This window comes from Massilia pinisoli (assembly GCF_024753285.1).
Lineage (GTDB): Bacteria > Pseudomonadota > Gammaproteobacteria > Burkholderiales > Burkholderiaceae_D > Telluria > Telluria pinisoli.
Map to the genome: position 1 here is coordinate 1 of NZ_JANUGW010000003.1, position 18,277 is coordinate 18,277.

At 65.1% G+C, this 18,277-nt stretch carries 17 protein-coding genes and 1 riboswitch; of the genes, 8 read left to right on the forward strand and 9 right to left on the reverse strand.

From position 1 onward, the window contains the following. Nucleotides 1-57 precede the first annotated feature (57 nt). The 5 genes from dksA to NX784_RS04290 form a co-directional block, all read right to left on the reverse strand. Nucleotides 58-510, reverse strand: coding sequence for an RNA polymerase-binding protein DksA (gene dksA / locus NX784_RS04270; protein ID WP_166857751.1), 453 nt, complete (start codon nucleotides 508-510; stop codon nucleotides 58-60). 234 nt (nucleotides 511-744) lie between these two features. Next, nucleotides 745-1,797, reverse strand: a complete 1,053-nt coding sequence (locus NX784_RS04275; RefSeq protein ID WP_258815458.1) for a CobW family GTP-binding protein — start codon at nucleotides 1,795-1,797, stop codon at nucleotides 745-747. A 110-nt stretch (nucleotides 1,798-1,907) separates the two neighbouring features. Then, nucleotides 1,908-2,855 carry a tyrosine recombinase XerC gene (gene xerC, locus NX784_RS04280; protein ID WP_258815459.1) on the reverse strand — a complete coding sequence of 316 codons (948 nt, stop codon included), beginning with the start codon at nucleotides 2,853-2,855 and terminating at the stop codon, nucleotides 1,908-1,910. Nucleotide 2,856: 1 nt separating this feature from the next. After that, nucleotides 2,857-3,522, reverse strand: coding sequence for a DUF484 family protein (locus NX784_RS04285; protein WP_258815460.1), 666 nt, complete (start codon nucleotides 3,520-3,522; stop codon nucleotides 2,857-2,859). A 173-nt stretch (nucleotides 3,523-3,695) separates the two neighbouring features. Beyond that, nucleotides 3,696-4,775, reverse strand: a complete 1,080-nt coding sequence (locus NX784_RS04290) for a porin (RefSeq protein ID WP_258815461.1) — start codon at nucleotides 4,773-4,775, stop codon at nucleotides 3,696-3,698. Nucleotides 4,776-5,257: 482 nt separating this feature from the next. Between NX784_RS04290 and NX784_RS04295 the strand changes: the two genes are divergently transcribed. Further along, entirely contained in the window at nucleotides 5,258-6,835 is a 1,578-nt protein-coding gene (locus NX784_RS04295; RefSeq protein WP_258815462.1) for a tetratricopeptide repeat protein, read from the forward strand. 21 nt (nucleotides 6,836-6,856) lie between these two features. Here the strand turns inward: NX784_RS04295 and dapF are convergent, their stop codons facing one another. From dapF to NX784_RS04310, 3 genes are read right to left on the reverse strand one after another with little or no spacing between them, the layout of a single operon-like run. Further along, nucleotides 6,857-7,720 carry a diaminopimelate epimerase gene (gene dapF, locus NX784_RS04300; protein ID WP_258815463.1) on the reverse strand — a complete coding sequence of 288 codons (864 nt, stop codon included), beginning with the start codon at nucleotides 7,718-7,720 and terminating at the stop codon, nucleotides 6,857-6,859. Nucleotides 7,721-7,731: 11 nt separating this feature from the next. Then, nucleotides 7,732-8,595, reverse strand: coding sequence for a lysophospholipid acyltransferase family protein (locus NX784_RS04305; protein ID WP_258815464.1), 864 nt, complete (start codon nucleotides 8,593-8,595; stop codon nucleotides 7,732-7,734). Continuing rightward, the gene (locus NX784_RS04310; RefSeq protein WP_258815465.1) at nucleotides 8,592-9,443 is read right to left on the reverse strand and encodes a lysophospholipid acyltransferase family protein; all 852 of its coding nucleotides are present in this window, start codon (nucleotides 9,441-9,443) and stop codon (nucleotides 8,592-8,594) included. The genes NX784_RS04305 and NX784_RS04310 overlap by 4 nt, the downstream gene beginning before the upstream one ends. 179 nt (nucleotides 9,444-9,622) lie before the next feature. On the opposite strand from NX784_RS04310, the gene metK reads away from it, so the two are divergent. From metK to metF, 4 genes are all read left to right on the forward strand, one after another. After that, nucleotides 9,623-10,792 (forward strand): methionine adenosyltransferase, encoded by a 1,170-nt coding sequence (gene metK, locus NX784_RS04315; RefSeq protein WP_258815466.1) that lies wholly within the window; start codon nucleotides 9,623-9,625, stop codon nucleotides 10,790-10,792. Nucleotides 10,793-10,987: 195 nt separating this feature from the next. Then, nucleotides 10,988-11,058: riboswitch (S-adenosyl-L-homocysteine riboswitch) on the forward strand. A gap of 28 nt (nucleotides 11,059-11,086) precedes the next feature. Then, complete coding sequence (gene ahcY, locus NX784_RS04320; RefSeq protein WP_258815467.1) at nucleotides 11,087-12,502, forward strand: adenosylhomocysteinase; 1,416 nt, start codon at nucleotides 11,087-11,089, stop codon at nucleotides 12,500-12,502. Between the two features lie 103 nt (nucleotides 12,503-12,605). After that, entirely contained in the window at nucleotides 12,606-12,959 is a 354-nt protein-coding gene (locus NX784_RS04325) for a phage holin family protein (protein ID WP_258815468.1), read from the forward strand. After that, nucleotides 12,946-13,779, forward strand: coding sequence for a methylenetetrahydrofolate reductase [NAD(P)H] (gene metF, locus NX784_RS04330; protein ID WP_258815469.1), 834 nt, complete (start codon nucleotides 12,946-12,948; stop codon nucleotides 13,777-13,779). The genes NX784_RS04325 and metF overlap by 14 nt, the downstream gene beginning before the upstream one ends. 59 nt (nucleotides 13,780-13,838) lie before the next feature. On the opposite strand, the gene NX784_RS04335 is transcribed toward metF, so the two are convergent. Further along, nucleotides 13,839-14,402, reverse strand: a complete 564-nt coding sequence (locus tag NX784_RS04335) for a 5-formyltetrahydrofolate cyclo-ligase (RefSeq protein WP_258815470.1) — start codon at nucleotides 14,400-14,402, stop codon at nucleotides 13,839-13,841. Nucleotides 14,403-14,481: 79 nt separating this feature from the next. On the opposite strand from NX784_RS04335, the gene NX784_RS04340 reads away from it, so the two are divergent. Genes NX784_RS04340 through NX784_RS04350 form a run of 3 tightly spaced genes read left to right on the forward strand, consistent with a single transcriptional unit; the run spans nucleotide 14,482 to nucleotide 18,276 of the window. Then, complete coding sequence (locus tag NX784_RS04340) at nucleotides 14,482-16,542, forward strand: lytic transglycosylase domain-containing protein (RefSeq protein WP_258815471.1); 2,061 nt, start codon at nucleotides 14,482-14,484, stop codon at nucleotides 16,540-16,542. Nucleotides 16,543-16,572: 30 nt separating this feature from the next. Beyond that, entirely contained in the window at nucleotides 16,573-17,538 is a 966-nt protein-coding gene (locus tag NX784_RS04345; RefSeq protein WP_258815472.1) for a complex I NDUFA9 subunit family protein, read from the forward strand. A gap of 21 nt (nucleotides 17,539-17,559) precedes the next feature. Beyond that, complete coding sequence (locus NX784_RS04350; RefSeq protein WP_258815473.1) at nucleotides 17,560-18,276, forward strand: glutathione S-transferase family protein; 717 nt, start codon at nucleotides 17,560-17,562, stop codon at nucleotides 18,274-18,276. The last annotated feature ends 1 nt before the right edge of the window (nucleotide 18,277 follow it).

Genomic DNA, 18,277 nt, shown 5'->3' on the forward strand with positions numbered 1-18,277 from the left:
CCATGAAACAAAAAAGCATGCGACGGGCGCATGCTTTTTCATCGGAGCGGACGGCGATCAGTCACCGTACAGTTTCTGCTTCAGCTCGCGGCGCTGCTGGGCTTCCAGCGACAGCGTCGCGGTCGGGCGGGCGATCAGGCGGGGGATGCCGATCGGCTCGCCCGTTTCCTCGCACCAGCCGTATTCGCCGGATTCGATGGCGGCCAGCGATTGCTGGACCTTCTTGAGCAGCTTGCGCTCGCGGTCGCGGGTACGCAGCTCCAGCGCGTGCTCTTCCTCGATGGTGGCGCGGTCGGCCGGGTCGGGCACGAGGACCGTTTCGCGCAGGTGTTCCGTCGTCTCGCCGGCGTTTTTCAGCAGCTCTTTTTCGAGCTCCTGCAGGCGGTTCTTGAAGAACGCCAGCTGGGCCGGGTTCATGTAGTCGTCGTCGCTCATGGCCCGAATTTCTTCTTCCGTCAGAAGGCGGTCCTCGGGCTGCGCCACGGTATTCGGTTTCGTTGTTTTAGTCATGACTTCACTTACCTTTGATACGACAGAGTTTCCATTTTATCAGCTAACTCAGCGGTCACCGTTGCTATGGTGCGCGCCGGCCGGCTGCCGTAACGGCCCGGTTTCCCGGGCCTGCCCCGTGTCCGGACGTGCGGGCGGGGCTGTCCAGTCGTTCGTTCCCGGGTGCCTTCAGGCAGGCCAACGATACCGAACGAAGGGTGGACCGCGCAAGGAGCACTTTAGAACCGGAGTAGTTTATACCAAACACTGTTCCAATCCGCGAATAAAGACATCTTTCGGTAAATTTTTACCAATAAACACCATCTTGCTGCCACGGGCTTCGCCGTCCGCCCACTTTGCACCGAGGTCGCTGCCCATGATTTGATGCACGCCTTGGAAGACGACCTTGCGGTCGGCGCCTGCCATCGACAATACGCCTTTATAACGGAGCATGTTCGGGCCGAAGACTTGTACCATGCTGCCGAGGAATTGATCCAGGCGCTCGGGGTCGAAGGCGCGCTCGCTCTTGAACACGAAGGCCGCGATGTCGTCGCTGTGATGGCCGTGATGGTGGTCGTGGCTGTGGTCGCACGCTTCCGTGTGCACGTGGTCGTGATCGTGGTGATCGTGGTCGTGGTCGTGCGCCTCCTCGGTCGTGAGGAACGCCGGATCCAGTTCCAGCTTGTCGTTCAGGTTGAAGCCGCGCAGGTCGAGCACGTCGGTGAGGGGCGCCCGGCCGAAGTCCGACGTGCTGATCGGCGCGCGCGGATTGATGCGGCGGATGCGTGCCTTCAGCTCGTCGACGGCGGCGGCGTCCACGAGGTCGGTCTTGGACAGCAGGATCTTGTCGGCGAACCCGACCTGGCGCTGGGCTTCCTCGTGGCGGTCCAGCTGGTCCATCGCGTGCCGCGCGTCGACGACGGTGACGACGGCGTCCAGCAGGTAGTGGGCGCCGACTTCTTCATCGACGAAGAACGTCTGCGCGACCGGACCCGGATTGGCGAGGCCCGTCGTCTCGATCACGACGCGGTCGAAGTGGATTTCACCGGCATCGCGCTTGCGGGCCAGGTTCGTGAGGGCGACGATGAGGTCGCCGCGCACGGTGCAGCAGATGCAGCCATTGTTCATCTCGACGATCTGCTCGCCCGGGTCCTGCACGAGGATTTCGTTGTCGATGTTTTCCTGGCCGAATTCGTTTTCGATGACGGCGATGCGCAGGCCGTGCTCTTCCCGCAGGATACGGTTGAGCAACGTCGTTTTGCCGGCGCCGAGGAAGCCGGTCAGGATAGTGCTGGGAATCAATTCCATATATCGCTGTCCAATGGGGTGAGCCGTTTCCCCTGCGGGGAATCGGAAGATTATGCCGGATTTTGCGGATCGTCACCACCCGCCACGCCGTGCCCGCCTTGGTCGGCCGGCTACTTGCGCTTGGCGCGCGGATGGGCCTTGTCGTAGACGGCGGCCAGGTGCTGGAAATCGAGCGACGTGTAGATCTGCGTCGACGTGATGCTGGCGTGGCCCAGCAGTTCCTGCACGGCGCGCAGGTCGCCCGACGATTGCAGCAAATGCGACGCGAACGAATGGCGCAGCACGTGCGGGTGCACGTGGACCGGCACGCCGGCCTTGCGTGCGTGGACTTTCAGGCGGTATTGCACGACGCGGGGACTGATGCGGGTGCCGCGCGTCGTCAGGAACAGGGCGGCACTGCCGTCGCGCGCGGGCGGGCGCACGGCCAGCCACGCTGCCAGCGCCGCGCGGGCCGGTCCGCCGACGGGCACGCGACGCATCTTGTTGCCCTTGCCCGTGACGACCACTTCCTGCGCCTCGAGTTCGAGCCAGCCGAGCGAGGCCGGCTGGCCGTCGCGGGCGGGCACGTGGTGGACGTCGAGCCCGGCCAGCTCGGACACCCGCAGGCCGCTCGAGTACAGCAATTCGAACATGGCGCGGTCGCACAGTTCCGCCGGTTCCGCGTTGCCCGGGGTCGTCTTTTCCATCAACTGGACGGCGTCGTCGACGGCCAGCGCCTTCGGTAGCCGCTTCGGGCGGCGCGGCGCGCGCACGCCGTCGGCCGGGTTCGCCGCGAGGGGCAGCTGCCCCGACAGCCAGTCGAAGAAACCGCGCCAGCCGGACAGCTTGCGCGCGATCGACGTCGCGCTTTGTCCTTCGGCGTGCAGCTTCGCGGCGAAGCGACGGATGTCGAAATGGGTCAGCGCCGTCCAGCCGGCCTGGTCCGGCAGGTTGGCGAGCCGGGCCAGTTCGGCCAGGTCGCGGCGGTAGGCGGCGATCGTGTGGTCGGACAGCTGGCGTTGCGTCTTCAGCTCCGCCAGGTAGCGGCCGGTCCAGTCGTCGGCGGCCGGCGTGTCCATGTCAGCCGAGCAGGGGAGCGAGCGCGGTGCCGGCCGTCTCGCCGATGTGCACGAGGAAATCCGTCGCCATCGCGGCGCTGAAGCGTTCCGTCTCGGGTGAACCGAGCACGAGCAGGCCGAACGCGGTGCCGCCGGCGCGCAGCGGCAACAGCACGGTCGAGCGCACGGCGCTTGCATCGGCCAGCCAGCCGACTGCCTCGAATTCCTTGTTCGGACCGCAGTACGGCGCGCGCAGACTGCTGGCGAACAGGCGCACGTCTTCTGAGACGTCGCGCGCATACCAGGCATCCGCGTGCTCGGGCGCCAGCTTCCACAGGCGCAGCGTGGCTTGCGGCACGATGAAATGCTCGACGAGGCCGTCGGCCACGGCGGACGGGAGCTCGGCGGGCACGCGCGTGCGCAGCAATTGCTGGGTCCAGCCGTGGAAACGGTTGGCGATCGCCGCGTTTTCCTCGGCGTGGCGCACCAGTTCGGACATGCGCAGTTCCAGAGCGCGGTACTTGTCGCGCATGACTTCCATTTGGCGCTCCTGCAGCGACACCGCGCGGCCAGTCAGCGGGCTCGACAGTTTTACCTCGCCCAGCAGGGCGGCGTACTCCACGAAGAATTGCGGGTGGTCGACCAGGTATTGGGCGATGGCGGTGGAATCCAGTGATGCGGTGGTCATGTGCGGCTTGCGGGTTGGGTAGACCGTTCATTTTAACCGACCGCAATGGCTCGGCGCAGATTTCCTCTTGGCATTGTGTCACCGCAGCATCACTGAAAACAGCAAGGGCGGACCCGGTTGCCCGGGCCCGCCCTTGCGGTGCGATGCGGCGGGGTTGCCCCCGCGCCGTCAGCTTAGAACGAGTGGTTCAGGCCGACGTCGTAGAAGTTACGCACCGACGAGCCAGCCACGAAGCCCAGCGTGTCGTACGTGAAGATGTTCGTCTTGCGCGATGCATCGACGTACAGGTACGTACGCTTCGACAGGCTGTACTCGTAGCCCAGCGAGTACTGGCGGGTGATCAGGTCGTGCAGGCGGGTGGTCTCTTCTTGCTTCTTCAGACCGAAACCGACCAGCATCTTGCCCGGGCCCATGCCGTAGGTCATACCGATTTCCGCGCCCTTGACGGTCGGACGGAAGGTGTTGGTGTGCTCTTGATCGTGATGGGTGTAGGTAGCCATCAGTTTCATTTCCGGGCTGACCGAGAACGAACCTGCAACCGACCAGACCTTCGATTCGACGGCGTTGCGCTCGTAAGCAACCATCGCAGCGGCGGGACCGTTGTTATAGGTGCCAGCGATCGAGAACGGGTTAGCCGAAGCTTCTTGGTTAGTCAGGTACGTTGCGCCATTACCGATGCCGGTCAGCTTGCCGCCGGTGGCTTCTTTCGATGCCCACGATGCGTTCACCTGGAAGCCGTTCGAGACCGGCGAGTTATAGAAGATCGCGTTCGAGATGCGGTTGCTGTTCGGCGAACCGCCGGTGCTGTTCACGTCCAGCGGAGCCGAGTTGAAGCCGGCGACCGAGATGTCCGTGTAGAAGCCGGCCGGGGACGGCAGACCGTGCCACGGCTCGAACGAACCGACGATTTCCTGGAACGGGGTCAGGCCACGGCCCAGACGGACCATACCGAAGTCACCCTGCAGGCCGACGCGGGTCTGGCCTTGGAACAGCGGACGGCCGCCGTTTTCGTTGGTGCCGGTGTCCGGCTCGTAACGCATTTCGACTTGGAACAGTGCCTTCAGGCCATTGCCCAGGTCTTCCGTGCCCTTGAAGCCGAGGGTGTTGGCGGCGCGCTTGCCGATGTTCAGGGTCTGGTCCGACTGCTTGGACATGCCGACGTCGATGTTACCGTAGATTTGAACGGCGGTTTGAGCTTGTGCAACACCGGCGAAGGCGCCCAGCAGAGCGGCTGCCACGAGGGTTTTTTTCATCTATTTTTATCCTAAAAAGTGAATCGAAGGAATCCAGAGAGCATTGAGATTTTTATTAGTTGCTGAACACTCGGATGTGTGAACCTTAAATGCTTAATGCGTCAAGATTGTCTGATTTGTCAATTATGACTGTTGCACTTGGTCGAAAGCCAATAAAACCAATCGTGCTGTTGTATTTTCGAAACGCATGACCTCGCAACCGGGGCACACCTTAAGCCTCGTTTAAGTTTCCAACCATCATCATGCTGTCCCCGTACCACGGCAGGGTTTGTGCGGGCTCAAAGGTCATTGGAATCGCAGGCGAATCGCGCCGACGCGGCTTTAGACTCTGGCCCATCCGACGTCCATTGTTACCGCAGTGCGCGCCGCGTGAGCTCATCGATAGCGCATCGTAATCGATCTTGCGCGCATCTGCATGTATTTATATGCGTAAATATGTTGCGCGCACGTCTCAGGCGTCTCTAACATCCAGAAAATGAACGATGGCAAATCGTGAAGAACTGGCAGTCATCCGCGGTGCACGCGCGGGACGCGCCGAATCGCAACTGGCCCTGGGCCGGCTCTACCTGTTCGGCAGTGCGGGACTGCCGAAGAGCCTGCCCACGGCCCTTCATTGGCTCGACCGTGCCGCGCAGCAAGGGTGCGCGGAAGCATGGCAATTGATCGGGAACCATATTCCGGTCGACCTGGCGCGTGACAGTCCGCAGCCCGTGACCGATTGGTACGAGCGGGCATATGACGGCGGGCTCGTGCGTGCGGGACTCGTCTATGCCCAGCTGGTGCTCGGTGCGGCGCGCGATGGCGACGGCGCGCCGGTCCGGCGCGCCAAGGCGCTGCGCGCGCTGGAAGACGCGGCCCGGGCCGGGTTCCCGGAAGCGCAGTGGCTGCTCGCGCGCGCGCACGGCGCGGCGGCGCCCGAGGCGGACGAGCCTGCGGTCCATGCCCCCGCGGCCAGCCCGGCCGGACAGCGCTGGCTGCGCCGGGCGGCCGACAGCGGCGTCGGCGCCGCGCAGTTCGCGCTGCTGGAACAGGACTGGAATGCGCAACGCTTGGGTGCCTGGCTGGCCCGTGCGCTTCCGCTCGCGCGCGCCCTGGCCGGTTCCGCTGCCGCGCAAGACCACACGGCGGCGCGGCTCGCGCCGGACGAAGTGCAGCTGCTGTCGCGCTGTGCGCGGCTCGTCGAGGCGAACGAGGTGTCGCACGACGTCGGCGCGGAGGAATTGCTCGGGTTCTGGGAATGCGCCGCAGCCGAGAACGACCGCCATGCCCAGTTCGCGCTGGGACTGTGGTGCGCGCGCATGCGCGTCGACGGCAAACGCGTTCCCGGCAGCCATGGCGCCGCCAACTTCAAGAAGGCGGTGCGCTGGCTGACGCAGGCGGGTGAGCAGGGTCTGGCGGAAGCGTGGTATGCGCTGTCGCGCATTTATATCAAGCCGGAATTCTCGCAGCGCAATGTCATGGAGGCGCAGAAATACCTGGAGCGCGCGGCGGAGATGGGCTATCGCGACGCCCAGCTCGAATGCGGGAACGCGGCCTGGCGCGCGCGCCGCGAAAACGAGAACAACGACGTGCGTGCGCTGTTCTGGCTGCAGAAGGCGGCGGTGCAGGGTTGTCCCAAGGCCGCGGCCACCCTGCGCAAGCTGGCGCCGCGCCACCCCGGCGCCTGGCAGCACCTCGATCCGCTGCTCGTGGGGCGCGACCTGACGGCGTATCCGCTGCTGGCCGCGCGCCTGGAGTTGGCCGTGGCGTTCGGCTTGAGCCGGGCGGAGGCCCTGTTGCTGGACATCCGCGGCGCCGACCGCGGCCACTGCCTCGTGATCGACATCCGCGCCAGCTACGGACGCAGCCGGCGCCGCCTGATCTCGGTGGATACGGCACAGGAACGCCAGCTGCTCGACCGCGTCGGGCTCGTGTTCGACAACGTCGATTGCGGTCCCGGCGGTCCGGAAGGGAATTACCGCCAGCGCCTGTACCGGTTGCGCAGCCTGTTGCCCGACACGGAGGTCGGCAGCCAGGGCGGCGAGGGCGCGGAGGACGGTGATTACTCGCTGGCCGCCTGAACGCAGGCGGTCGTCGCCAGGTCAGATCTCGATTTCGCCTTCGAATACCGTCTCGGCCGGGCCACTCATATAGACGGGCTGGCCTTCGCCGGCCCAGTTGATGGTCAGCTTGCCGCCCCGTGCCTGCACCTGCACGGGCGCATCCAGCAGGCCGCGGCGGATGCCGGCGACGACGGCGGCGCACGCGCCGGTGCCGCAGGCCAGTGTCTCGCCGGCGCCGCGTTCGTAGACGCGCAGCTTGACGTGGTTGCGATCGACGATCTGCAGGAAGCCGGCGTTCACGCGGCGCGGGAAGCGCGGGTGGTGCTCGATCTGCGGACCCGTCTCGAGCACGGGCGCGGCGTCGACGTCGGCGACGACCTGCACCGCGTGCGGATTGCCCATCGACACCGTCGACACGAGCACGGTTTGCTCCTCGCCCTTGACGGACACGGTCAGCGGCCACAGCGTATCGCGGCCTTCCGCGACGCCTTCCAGGCCCGCGGCGTCGAACGGGACCCGGCTTGGCTCCAGGATCGGGGCGCCCATGTCGACGGTGATGCTGCCATCGTCTTCCAGGCGCGGCGTGATGATGCCGCTCATCGTCTCGACGCGGATGCTGCGTTTATCGGTCAGACCCTTGTCGCTGACGAAGCGCACGAACGCGCGCGAACCGTTGCCGCATTGCTCGACTTCGCCGCCGTCATTGTTATAGATGCGGTAGCGGAAATCGCTGCCGGCCGTGGCCGGGCGCTCGACGATCAGGATCTGGTCGGCACCGACCCCGAAACGGCGGTCGGCCAGGCGGCGCCATTGCTCCGGCCCCAGGTCGAGTTGCTGGTTGATCGCATCGATCACGACGAAATCGTTGCCGGCGCCGTGCATCTTGGTGAACTTGAGTTTCATGGTATTCGTAGTTAATCGTAGAACGAGGGCTCGCCGGGCGGCCGGGTCTTGAAGCGTTTGTGCGTCCAGAAATATTCGGCCGGATGTTCGCGCACGCGGTCCTCGATGAAGGCGTTCATGCGGCGGGTGGCGGCGATGATGTCGTCGCCCGGGTAATCTTCCCATGCTGGATAGAACTCTACCTTGTAACCCTTATAGTTGGGCAGGAAAGTTGCCACGAGCGGGATCACTTTCGCGCCGGTCGCGCCCGCCAGGCGGCCCATTGCCGTCAAGGTGGCGGCCGGAATGCCGAAGAACGGGACGAACGCCGCGTCCTTCTCGCCGAAATCCATGTCCGGCAGCATGTAATAAGGAATGCCTTCGCGCAGCGCGCGGATGATGGGCTTGATGCCGTCGCCGCGCGTAAATAGGCGCACGGGACCGTAGCGTTCGCGACCATAACGCAACAAATCGTCGAATGCCTTGTTTTTTTGCGGCGAATACATGGTCGACAACGGCATCACGCGCGCCGCCACGCCGCCCACGTCCAGGCAGACGAAATGGGGGCAGAACAGGATCGTCGGACCACTCTCCATCTGCGCCTGCGGCACGGCCGGGACGACTTCGATCAGGCCGTGGATGCGCTCGAACGGCGCCCACCAGATCAGCGACCGTTCCAGGATGCTGCGCGAATAGGCCATGAAGTGACGCTTGGCGATGTCGACCCGCTCCGCCTCGCTCAGCTCCGGCATGCACAGGCGCAGATTGATCAGCGCGATCTTGCGCCGCTTGGGGATCGCGTAATACATCAGCCAGCCGATGGCGTTGCCGATACGGCCGAGGACAGGCAGCGGCAGGAAGTGCAGCAGCCACAACAGGAAAATCAGGAACCTCATGCGACGGTCTCGGCTTGCGGTGCTTCAACGCCTTGCGGCTTCTTGTAGCGGTTGTAACTCCAGAAATACTGGGCGGGGCAGAAGGCGATGAGTTTTTCCATCTGACGATTGATGGCGGCAGCCTGCTGGGCGGCATCGCCTTCCAGCGTACCGTCGAACGGCACGAAGCGGATGACGAAGCCGCGGCCGCGCGGCAGGCGTTCCGCGTACACGGTGAGGATGTCGGCCTTGCCCAGCTGGGCCAGCTTGGCGGGCAGGGTCATCGTGTAGGCGTCGCGTCCGAAGAACGGCGCCCATACGCCTTCGCCTTCCTGCGGCACCTGGTCCGGCAGGACGCCCACCGGTTGGCCGCCGCGCAGCGCCTTGACGAGCATGCGCACGCCCGACAGGGTGGCCGGCGCCAGATGCATGTGCTGGCGCGCGCGGGCGCCCTCGACGAGGGGCTTCAGGGCGCTCTGGCGCGGCGGCCGGTACATCACGGTCAGTTCCACGCGCAGCGAGACTTGCTGCGCCGTCAGTTCGAAGCAGCCCAGGTGCGGCGTGAGGAAGACGATGCCGCGGCCGGCGTCGAGCTGGCGCTGCACCAGTTCCCAGTTTTCCATGGTGACGTGGCGCGTGACGCGGTCCTGCGGCGCGCACCAGACGAATGGCAGTTCGGCGATGGCCTTGCCCGATTCGGCGATCGCGGCGCGCAGGTGGCCTTGGTAACCGGCCCGTTCGAGGTTTTCGCGCAGGCGTCGGCGGTGCGACGGAGATGCCAGGTAGACAATCCAGCCGAGCGCCGCGCCGAGCGCATGCAGCATGCGCAGCGGCAAAAACGACAGTATTCGAAACAAAAAGACGAGCATTTATTGATTTAGGGTAGAGAAGCGACGGGTTGCTGTGCCAGAATTTTTTGAGGAGCGTAAAATACCACTTTGTAGCATCCGCGGAGTTAATGACAACTTGCGAAGCGGAATATAAATCTCGCTAAAGCGTCGCAGGCCTTGGTGCTGCGGCAATCTTCATCACAGTATCAGGAGCCTCAATGTCTTCCAACGACTACCTCTTCACGTCCGAATCCGTTTCGGAAGGCCACCCGGACAAGGTCGCCGACCAGATCTCCGACGCCATCCTCGACGCCATCCTCGAGCAAGACCCGCGCGCGCGCGTGGCTGCCGAGACCCTGTGCAACACGGGTCTTGTGGTGCTGGCCGGGGAAATCACGACGCACGCAAACGTCGATTATATTCAAGTTGCACGCAATACCATCAAGCGCATCGGTTACGACAACACCGACTATGGCATTGACTACAAGGGTTGCGCTGTGCTGGTCGCCTACGACAAGCAGTCGCCGGACATCGCCCAGGGCGTCGACGAAGGTGCAGGTCTCGACCTCGACCAGGGTGCCGGCGACCAGGGCCTTATGTTCGGCTACGCCTGCGACGAGACGCCGGAACTGATGCCGGCCGCTATTTATTACGCGCACCGCCTCGTCGAGCGCCAGTCGCAGCTGCGCAAGGACGGCCGCCTGCCATGGCTGCGCCCGGACGCCAAGTCGCAGGTCACGCTGCGCTACGTCAACGGCCGCCCGGTGTCGGTGAACACCGTCGTGCTGTCGACCCAGCACGCACCGGAAGTCAGCCACAGCCAGATCGAGGAAGCGGTGATCGAGGAGATCATCAAGCCCGTGCTGCCGCGCGAGTGGCTGCAGGACACACGCTACCTCGTCAACCCGACGGGCCGCTTCGTCATCGGCGGTCCGCAGGGTGACTGCGGCCTGACGGGCCGCAAGATCATCGTCGACACGTACGGCGGTGCCGCACCGCACGGCGGCGGCGCATTCTCCGGCAAGGACCCGTCCAAGGTCGACCGCTCGGCCGCCTACGCCGCCCGCTACGTCGCCAAGAACGTCGTCGCCGCCGGCCTGGCGCGTCAGTGCCAGGTGCAGGTCAGCTACGCGATCGGCGTGGCCCGTCCGATCAATATCACCGTGTACACGGAAGGCACGGGCGTCATTTCGGACGAGAAGATCGCCGAACTGGTGATGGAGCACTTCGACCTGCGCCCGAAAGGCATCGTGCAGATGCTCGACCTGCTGCGTCCGATCTATACCAAGTCGGCCGCCTACGGCCACTTCGGCCGCGAAGAACCGGAATTCACGTGGGAACGCACGGACAAGGCCGCGCTGCTGCGCGCGGAAGCCGGCCTGGCGTAATCGCCGGTGCCTGACAAAAATGCGCCCACCCGGGCGCATTTTTTTTTGGCGCGTGATCGTTCAGGTGCCGTCGTACGTCTTGAGGAATGCCAGCATATTGTCAATGAATTATCTGAACGCTGAGGCTTGTCAACGATTGGCCTCGTTTCCGTCGGCCGACGAGTGCGCACGCTCGCCCGTCGTGCTACACTTGTCAGTTCCGAGGAGCGTTGCGACGAAAGAATCTCTTTCGCCAGGCTCGGATATCAACACCGCGCTCACGTTACTTTTTTCTTAATTTGAAAGGAGGGCGTGATGAGCGCCGTACTCAAAAACACCACCCAGGACTACCTCGTTGCCGACATCGGCCTCGCCTCGTGGGGCGAGAAGGAAATCCGCATCGCCGAAACCGAAATGCCGGGCCTGATGGCCATCCGCGACGAATACGCGGCCAGCCAGCCACTGAAGGGCGCGCGGATCGCCGGTTCGCTGCACATGACTATCCAGACCGCCGTGCTGATCCGCACGCTGGAAGCCCTCGGCGCGCAAGTGCGCTGGGCCTCGTGCAATATCTACTCGACGCAAGACCACGCCGCCGCGGCCATCGCGTCGGTCGGCACGCCCGTGTTCGCCGTCAAGGGCGAAACGCTGGACGAGTACTGGGAATACACGCACCGCATCTTCGAATGGCCGGGTGACAACCATGCCAACATGATCCTCGACGACGGCGGCGACGCGACCTTGCTGCTGCACCTGGGCGTGCGTGCCGAGAAGGACATTTCCGTGCTGGACAAGCCGGGCTCGGAAGAAGAAATCTGCCTGTTCAATGCGATCAAGGGCCGCCTGGCCGTCGATCCTCAGTGGTATTCGAAGCGCCTGCCGGAAATTAAGGGCGTGACGGAAGAAACCACGACCGGCGTGCACCGCCTGTACCAGATGCACGCGGACGGCAAGCTGGCCTTCCCGGCCATCAACGTCAACGACTCCGTCACGAAGTCGAAGTTCGACAACCTGTACGGCTGCCGCGAATCGCTCGTCGACGGCATCAAGCGCGCGACGGACGTGATGGTCGCCGGCAAGGTCGCCGTCGTCGCCGGCTACGGTGACGTCGGTAAAGGTTCGGCGCAGGCGCTGCGCGCGCTGTCGGCCCAGGTGTGGGTCACCGAGATCGATCCGATCTGCGCACTGCAGGCCGCGATGGAAGGCTACCGCGTCGTGACGATGGACATGGCCGCCGAGCACGGCGACATTTTCGTCACCTGCACGGGCAACTACCACGTGATCACCGAGCAGCACATGCTGCGCATGAAGGACCAGGCGATCGTCTGCAACATCGGTCACTTCGACAACGAGATCGAAGTCGCTGCCCTGCGCAAGTATCAGTGGGAAAACATCAAGCCGCAGGTCGACCACGTGATCTTCCCGGATGGCAAGCGCATCATCCTGCTGGCCGAAGGCCGTCTCGTGAACCTCGGTTGCGGCACGGGTCACCCGTCGTACGTGATGAGCTCGTCGTTCGCGAACCAGACCATCGCCCAGATCGAACTGTTCTCCAACACTGCCGCCTACCCGGTCGGCGTGTACACGCTGCCGAAGAAGCTGGACGAGAAAGTCGCCCGCTTGCAGCTGAAGAAGCTCAACGCCCAGCTGACCGAGCTGACCGAAGAGCAAGCCTCCTATATCTCGGTGAGCAAGGAAGGCCCCTACAAGGCGGAACATTACCGTTATTGATCTGGTAAGCTCTTCCGTGAATTGACGCCTGTCATCTCCCGTCGGATTCCATCGTCGACGGTGGGTGGCGGCGTGCTGGATAACCCCTCACGAAAGACACAACATGCGTTTGCTCCTGACCTGGCTGATCAATGCCGCAGCCCTGATGGCCTTGCCGTACCTGATGCATTCGGTGTGGGTCGACAATTTTGGCGCCGCCCTCGTGGCCGCGCTCGTCCTGGGCTTGGTGAACACGGTGATCCGTCCCGTGCTCGTCGTGCTGACCTTGCCCGTGACGTTTCTGTCGCTCGGCCTGTTCATCCTGGTGATCAACGCGCTGCTGTTCTGGCTCGTCGCGCACCTGGTCGCGGGCTTCCACGTGGCCGGGTTCTGGTCTGCTTTCCTGGCGGCGATCCTGTACAGTGTCATTTCGTGGGCGCTTTCTACCTTACTTCTCAATAAAGATGGAAACCCCTAACATCAGTATCGAGTTTTTCCCGCCCAAGACGCCCGAGGGTGCGGACAAGCTCCGTGTGGTTCGCCAGAAACTGGCCGAGCTGAATCCGAAATACTTCTCCGTGACGTTCGGCGCCGGCGGCAGCACGCAGCACGGTACGCTGTCCACCGTGCTCGAGATCCAGGCCGCGGGCCACGATGCGGCACCGCACCTGTCGTGCGTCGGCGGCACGCGTGAGTCGATCCGCGCGATCCTGCAGGAATTCAAGGACAAAGGCATCCGCCGCATCGTCGCCCTGCGCGGTGACTTGCCGAGCGGCTATGGCGGCGCGGGCGAGCTGCGCTATGCCAGCGACCTCGTCGAATTCATCCGCCAGGAAACGGGCGACTGGTTCCACGTCGAGGTGGCCGCGTATCCGGAAATGCATCCGCAGGCGCGCTCGCCGCAGGACGATCTGCAGGCGTTCGCCCGCAAGGTGCAGGCCGGTGCCAACGCCGCGATCACGCAGTATTTCTACAATCCCGACGCGTACTTCCAGTTCGTCGACAATGCGCGCAAGCTGGGCGTGGACGTGCCCATCGTGGCGGGCATCATGCCGATCACGAATTACACGCAGCTGATGCGCTTCTCCGACATGTGCGGCGCCGAGATCCCGCGCTGGATCCGCCTGAAGCTGGCCAGCTTCGGCGACGATTCGGCGTCGATCAAGGCGTTCGGCCTGGACGTCGTGAGCGGCCTGTGCGAAAAGCTGCTCGCGGGTGGCGCGCCGGGCCTGCATTTCTACAGCATGAACCAGGCGGCGGCCACGACCGCGATCTGGCAGCGCATCACCGGCGCCTGATCCGGCGTTGTCCAGCCTCGATGCCCGTGCGACCGGCAGGCCGCGCGGGCATTTTTTTATCAGGTGACGTTGCTGATCTCCGTGACGATCACGTCCAGCGGCACGTCGTGCGGCGCATGCGGGAACACGGCTTCCTGGTTGCTGTAGGCGATGCCCAACGTGTGCGGGCGGGGCGGCAGTTCGAGCGTGCGGTCGTAATAGCCGCCGCCATAGCCGAGGCGATAGCCGTCGGCGTTGAAACCGAGGCAGGGAATCAGGAGGGCAGGCGGGCGTTCGATGAAGCGCAGCTGGGCCGGCACGTGCACGCCCGCTTCGTCCGGCAGCATGGGTTCGCCGGGTGTCCATTCCGTGAACGTCAGCGGGGCGTCGCGTTCCATCACGACGGGCAGCGCCAGGCGTACGCCGGCCTGGTGCAACTCCGCGTAGGCCGCGCGCAGGTCTGGTTCGCCGACCAGGGGCCAGTACACGCCGAACGTGTCAACCTGGCGCAGGCGCCACCACGCGATGATTTGCGCACCGATGTGCGCATCCCATTGGACCTTGATTGCCGGATCAAGCGCCCCACGTGTAGTCCTGAGCGCCTTGCGCAACGCCGTCTTCGCCGCCTGTTTCTCGTCCGCCACGCTCGGGCTCGAGGGGCGTGGTATTCTTGATTCGCCGGTCATGGATGAAATGAAGCCTACATTGAATATTGCATTATCGATGTCGCAGAAACTGATTGCCGGCACTGTATCTGCCGCCTACAGCCTGCTCTTCCTCGCGTCGCCCGGCGTTGCGGCCCAGACCGCTTCGCCCGGCACGACGCAACCCGTACCCGCCGCAACGCCCGCCGCGCCGGCGCCGGTCGTGGTGACGCCGGGTGGGCTGTCGCCGGCCCCGCCCGTTGTCGCGCCCGGGCCGCAGGCGGACGCCAGTCGCGAACAGGACGAGATCTTCCTGCAGCTGCGCGACGCGGCCCGCAAGAACGATGCGGACAAGGCCGCGGCGCTCGCGGCACGCCTGCCGAACTACGCGATACCGTCGTACGTCGACTATTATCGGCTCAAACCGCGGTTGCGCGACGCTTCCAATGAGGAAATCCTGGATTTCCTGAAGCGCTACGACGGCAGCGCCATCGCAGACCGCCTGCGCAACGACTGGCTGCTGGAACTGGGCCGCAAGCGCGACTGGTTCAATTTCGACCGCGAGCTGCCGCAGTTCGTCAAGAACGACGATTACCAGCTGAAATGCTACGCGTTGCTGTCGCGCGCATCGAAGGGGCAGAACGTCGCGGCCGAGGCGCGCGTGCTGCTCGACAATCCGCCGCTGTACGGCGAGGCATGCGCCGCGCTCGTCAACCAATTGGTCCAGTCCGGGCAGTTCACGACGAACGATCTGCTGGCCCAGCTGCGCCTGGCGGGCGAGATGCACGCGACGGGGCCGTCGCGCCGCACGGCGCTGCTGCTGGACGCGTCCGATACCCGGGCCGCGCAGGCCGTCGACCTGCCGGCCGTCGCGATGGCGCGCGGCGTCGGCAACACGCGCGCGGAGCACGAGATCTACCTCGTCGCCATCGGCCGCATGGCGCGCACGAGCCTGAAGCTGGCGACGGTGGCGCTGGACCGCAACGCCGGCAAGCTGTCGCCCGAAGAAAGGGCGATCGGCTGGGCGAACATCGCGCTGGCCGCATCGCTGACGCTGGCGCCCGAGGCTTACGACGACTGGAAAAAAGCGGACGGGGCGCCGCTGACGTGGAACCAGATCGAGTGGAAGACGCGCATCGCGCTGCGCCGTGGCGACTGGAAGACGGTGCGCACGACGATCGAGGCGATGCCCGCGCACCAGCACGACGAGCCCGCCTGGACCTATTGGCTGGGCCGCGCCCTGCAGGCAGAGGGCCGGCGCGAGGATGCGCAGGCGCTGTTCCGCCGCATCGCCGACCAAAACAGTTTCTATGGCCAACTGGCGATGGAAGAGCTGGGCATGCAGATCAGCATCCCGCCCGCCGCGGTGCCGCCCACGCCGGCCGAGCTGGCGCAGGTCGCAAGCAATCCCGGCTTCAAGCGCGCCCTGAAATTCTTTTCGATGCGCATGCGCTTCGAGGGCACGCGCGAGTGGAACTGGGCGCTCAACGGTTTTACCGAGCGCCAGTTGCTGGCCGCCGCCGAATTCGCGCGCCAGAACGACATCCTCGACCGCATGCTGTCCACGTCCGAGCGCACGCGCACCGAGTTCGACTACACCCAGCGCTTCCCGGCGCCGCACAACGACATCCTGCATCCGACGGCGCAAGGGCTCGGCCTCGACCAGGCCTGGGTCTATGGCCTGATCCGCCAGGAGTCGCGCTTCGTGTCCGATGCGCAGTCCGGCGTCGGCGCGTCCGGCCTGATGCAGGTGATGCCGTCGACCGGTAAATGGGTGGCGGAAAAGATCGGCCTGACGGACTACGGCCATGGCATGCTCAACGACATCCGCACGAATATCGTGCTGGGCACGAATTACCTGAACATGGTGTTGAACAATGCGGACGGGTCGCAGGTGCTGGCGACGGCCGCCTACAACGCGGGGCCGGGACGGGCACGTACGTGGCGCGGCCTGTTGACGGCGCCGATGGAAGGGGCCGTGTTCGTCGAGACGATTCCGTTCGAGGAAACGCGAACCTATGTGCGCAACGTGATGTCGAACGCGACGAACTATGCCGCACTGTTCGAGAAGCGTCCGCAGTCGCTGAAGGCGCGCCTGGGGACGATCACGCCGCGCGGAAGCAGTATCGGCTTGCCGTAACGGCGGCACGGGCAACCATCGGGAGGCAGCATGGACGCGCAGTCGGTCGTCATGTTCGGCGGGACGGGGTTCATCGGAAGCCACATCGCGGCCAGGCTGTCCGACCACGGTGTGCCCACCGTCGTGCCCACCCGGCACGCCAGCCACGGCATGCACCTGATGCCGCTCGGCGTCGACATCGTGCAGGCCGACCCGTACGACGACACGGCGTTGCGCAAGCTCGTGGCCGGACGCGCTGCCGTCATCAACCTCGTCGGCATCCTGCACTCGCGCCGCGGCGATCCGTACGGCCCCGACTTCCGCCGCGCCCACGTCGAGCTGCCGCGCCGCATCGCCGCCGCCTGCGCGGCCGAAGGCGTGCCGCGCTATCTGCACATGAGCGCGCTCGGGGCCGACCGCGACGGACCGTCGATGTACCAGCGCTCGAAGGCCGACGGCGAAGGGGCCGCGACGAGCGAGCCCGCGGTCGCGACGACGATCTTCCGGCCGTCCGTCGTGTTCGGACCGGAAGATAAATTCCTCAACACGTTCGCACGCCTGCAGCGCCACCTGCCCGTCGTGCCGCTCGCGTGCGCGCATGCGCGCTTCCAGCCCGTGTTCGTGGGCGACGTGGCCGAGGCGTTCGTGCGTGCGCTGCTCGATCCGCACACGGTCGGCTTCACGTACGAACTGGGCGGGCCGCAAGTCTATGAATTGGGCGAGCTGGTGCGTCTCGCCGGCCGCTATGCCGGCCACGAGCGCAAGGTCATCGCCTTGCCGGACGGCCTGGCGCGGCTGCAGGCGCGGGTGTTCGAACTGCTGCCCGGCGAGCCCGTCATCACGCGCGACAACCTCGATTCGATGAAGGTCGACAACGTCGTCCACCCGTCCACAAACAATAAAGTCTTGACAACAACGGCGCTGGGAATCAAGCTCACGGCGCTCGAGTCCGTCGCGCCGCAGTATCTGGCGCCATCCGGCGGCCTCGACGTCCTGCGCACCCGCGCCGGGCGCTGACCTCAACGATCACGCCACACCATGCAGACTCTCGAACTCGACCCGACTCTGACGCAAACCCTCGACAACGCACGCCAGGCCGGCCTGACCTTGGTCATCGGCAACAAGAATTACTCTTCCTGGTCGATGCGCCCCTGGGTGGCCGCCACGGCCGCCGGCATCCCGTTCACGGAAGTGCGCGTGCTGCTCGACAAGCCGGACACGGCCACGAACATCGCCCGCTATTCGGCCGCCGGCCGCGTGCCGGTGCTGCTGGCCGGCGAGATGACGATCTGGGACAGCCTGGCGATCTGCGAATACCTGGCCGAGCAATTTCCCGAGAAGCATCTGTGGCCGCAGGACGTGGCCGCGCGCGCGATGGCGCGTTCCGTCGCCGCCGAGATGCACTCGGGCTTCGCCGACCTGCGCACGGCGATGACGATGAACATCAAGGCCCGCCTGCCGGGCCGCGGCCGCACGCCGGGCGCCCAGGCCGACATCGGCCGCATCTGCGAGATCTGGGAAGAGTGCCTGTCGCGCTTCGGCCACCACCAATTCCTGTTCGGCGATTTCTCCATCGCCGACGCGTTCTTCGCGCCCGTCGTCACCCGCTTCCAGACGTACGGCGTGGTGCTGGCCCCCGCGCTGCAGGCATATTGCGAGCGCGTGCTGGCGCATCCGGCCGTCGCGCGCTGGATCGAGGAAGCGCTGGCGGAGACGGAAGTCGCCGACGCCCACGAAGACGAGCTGCCCGACTGAG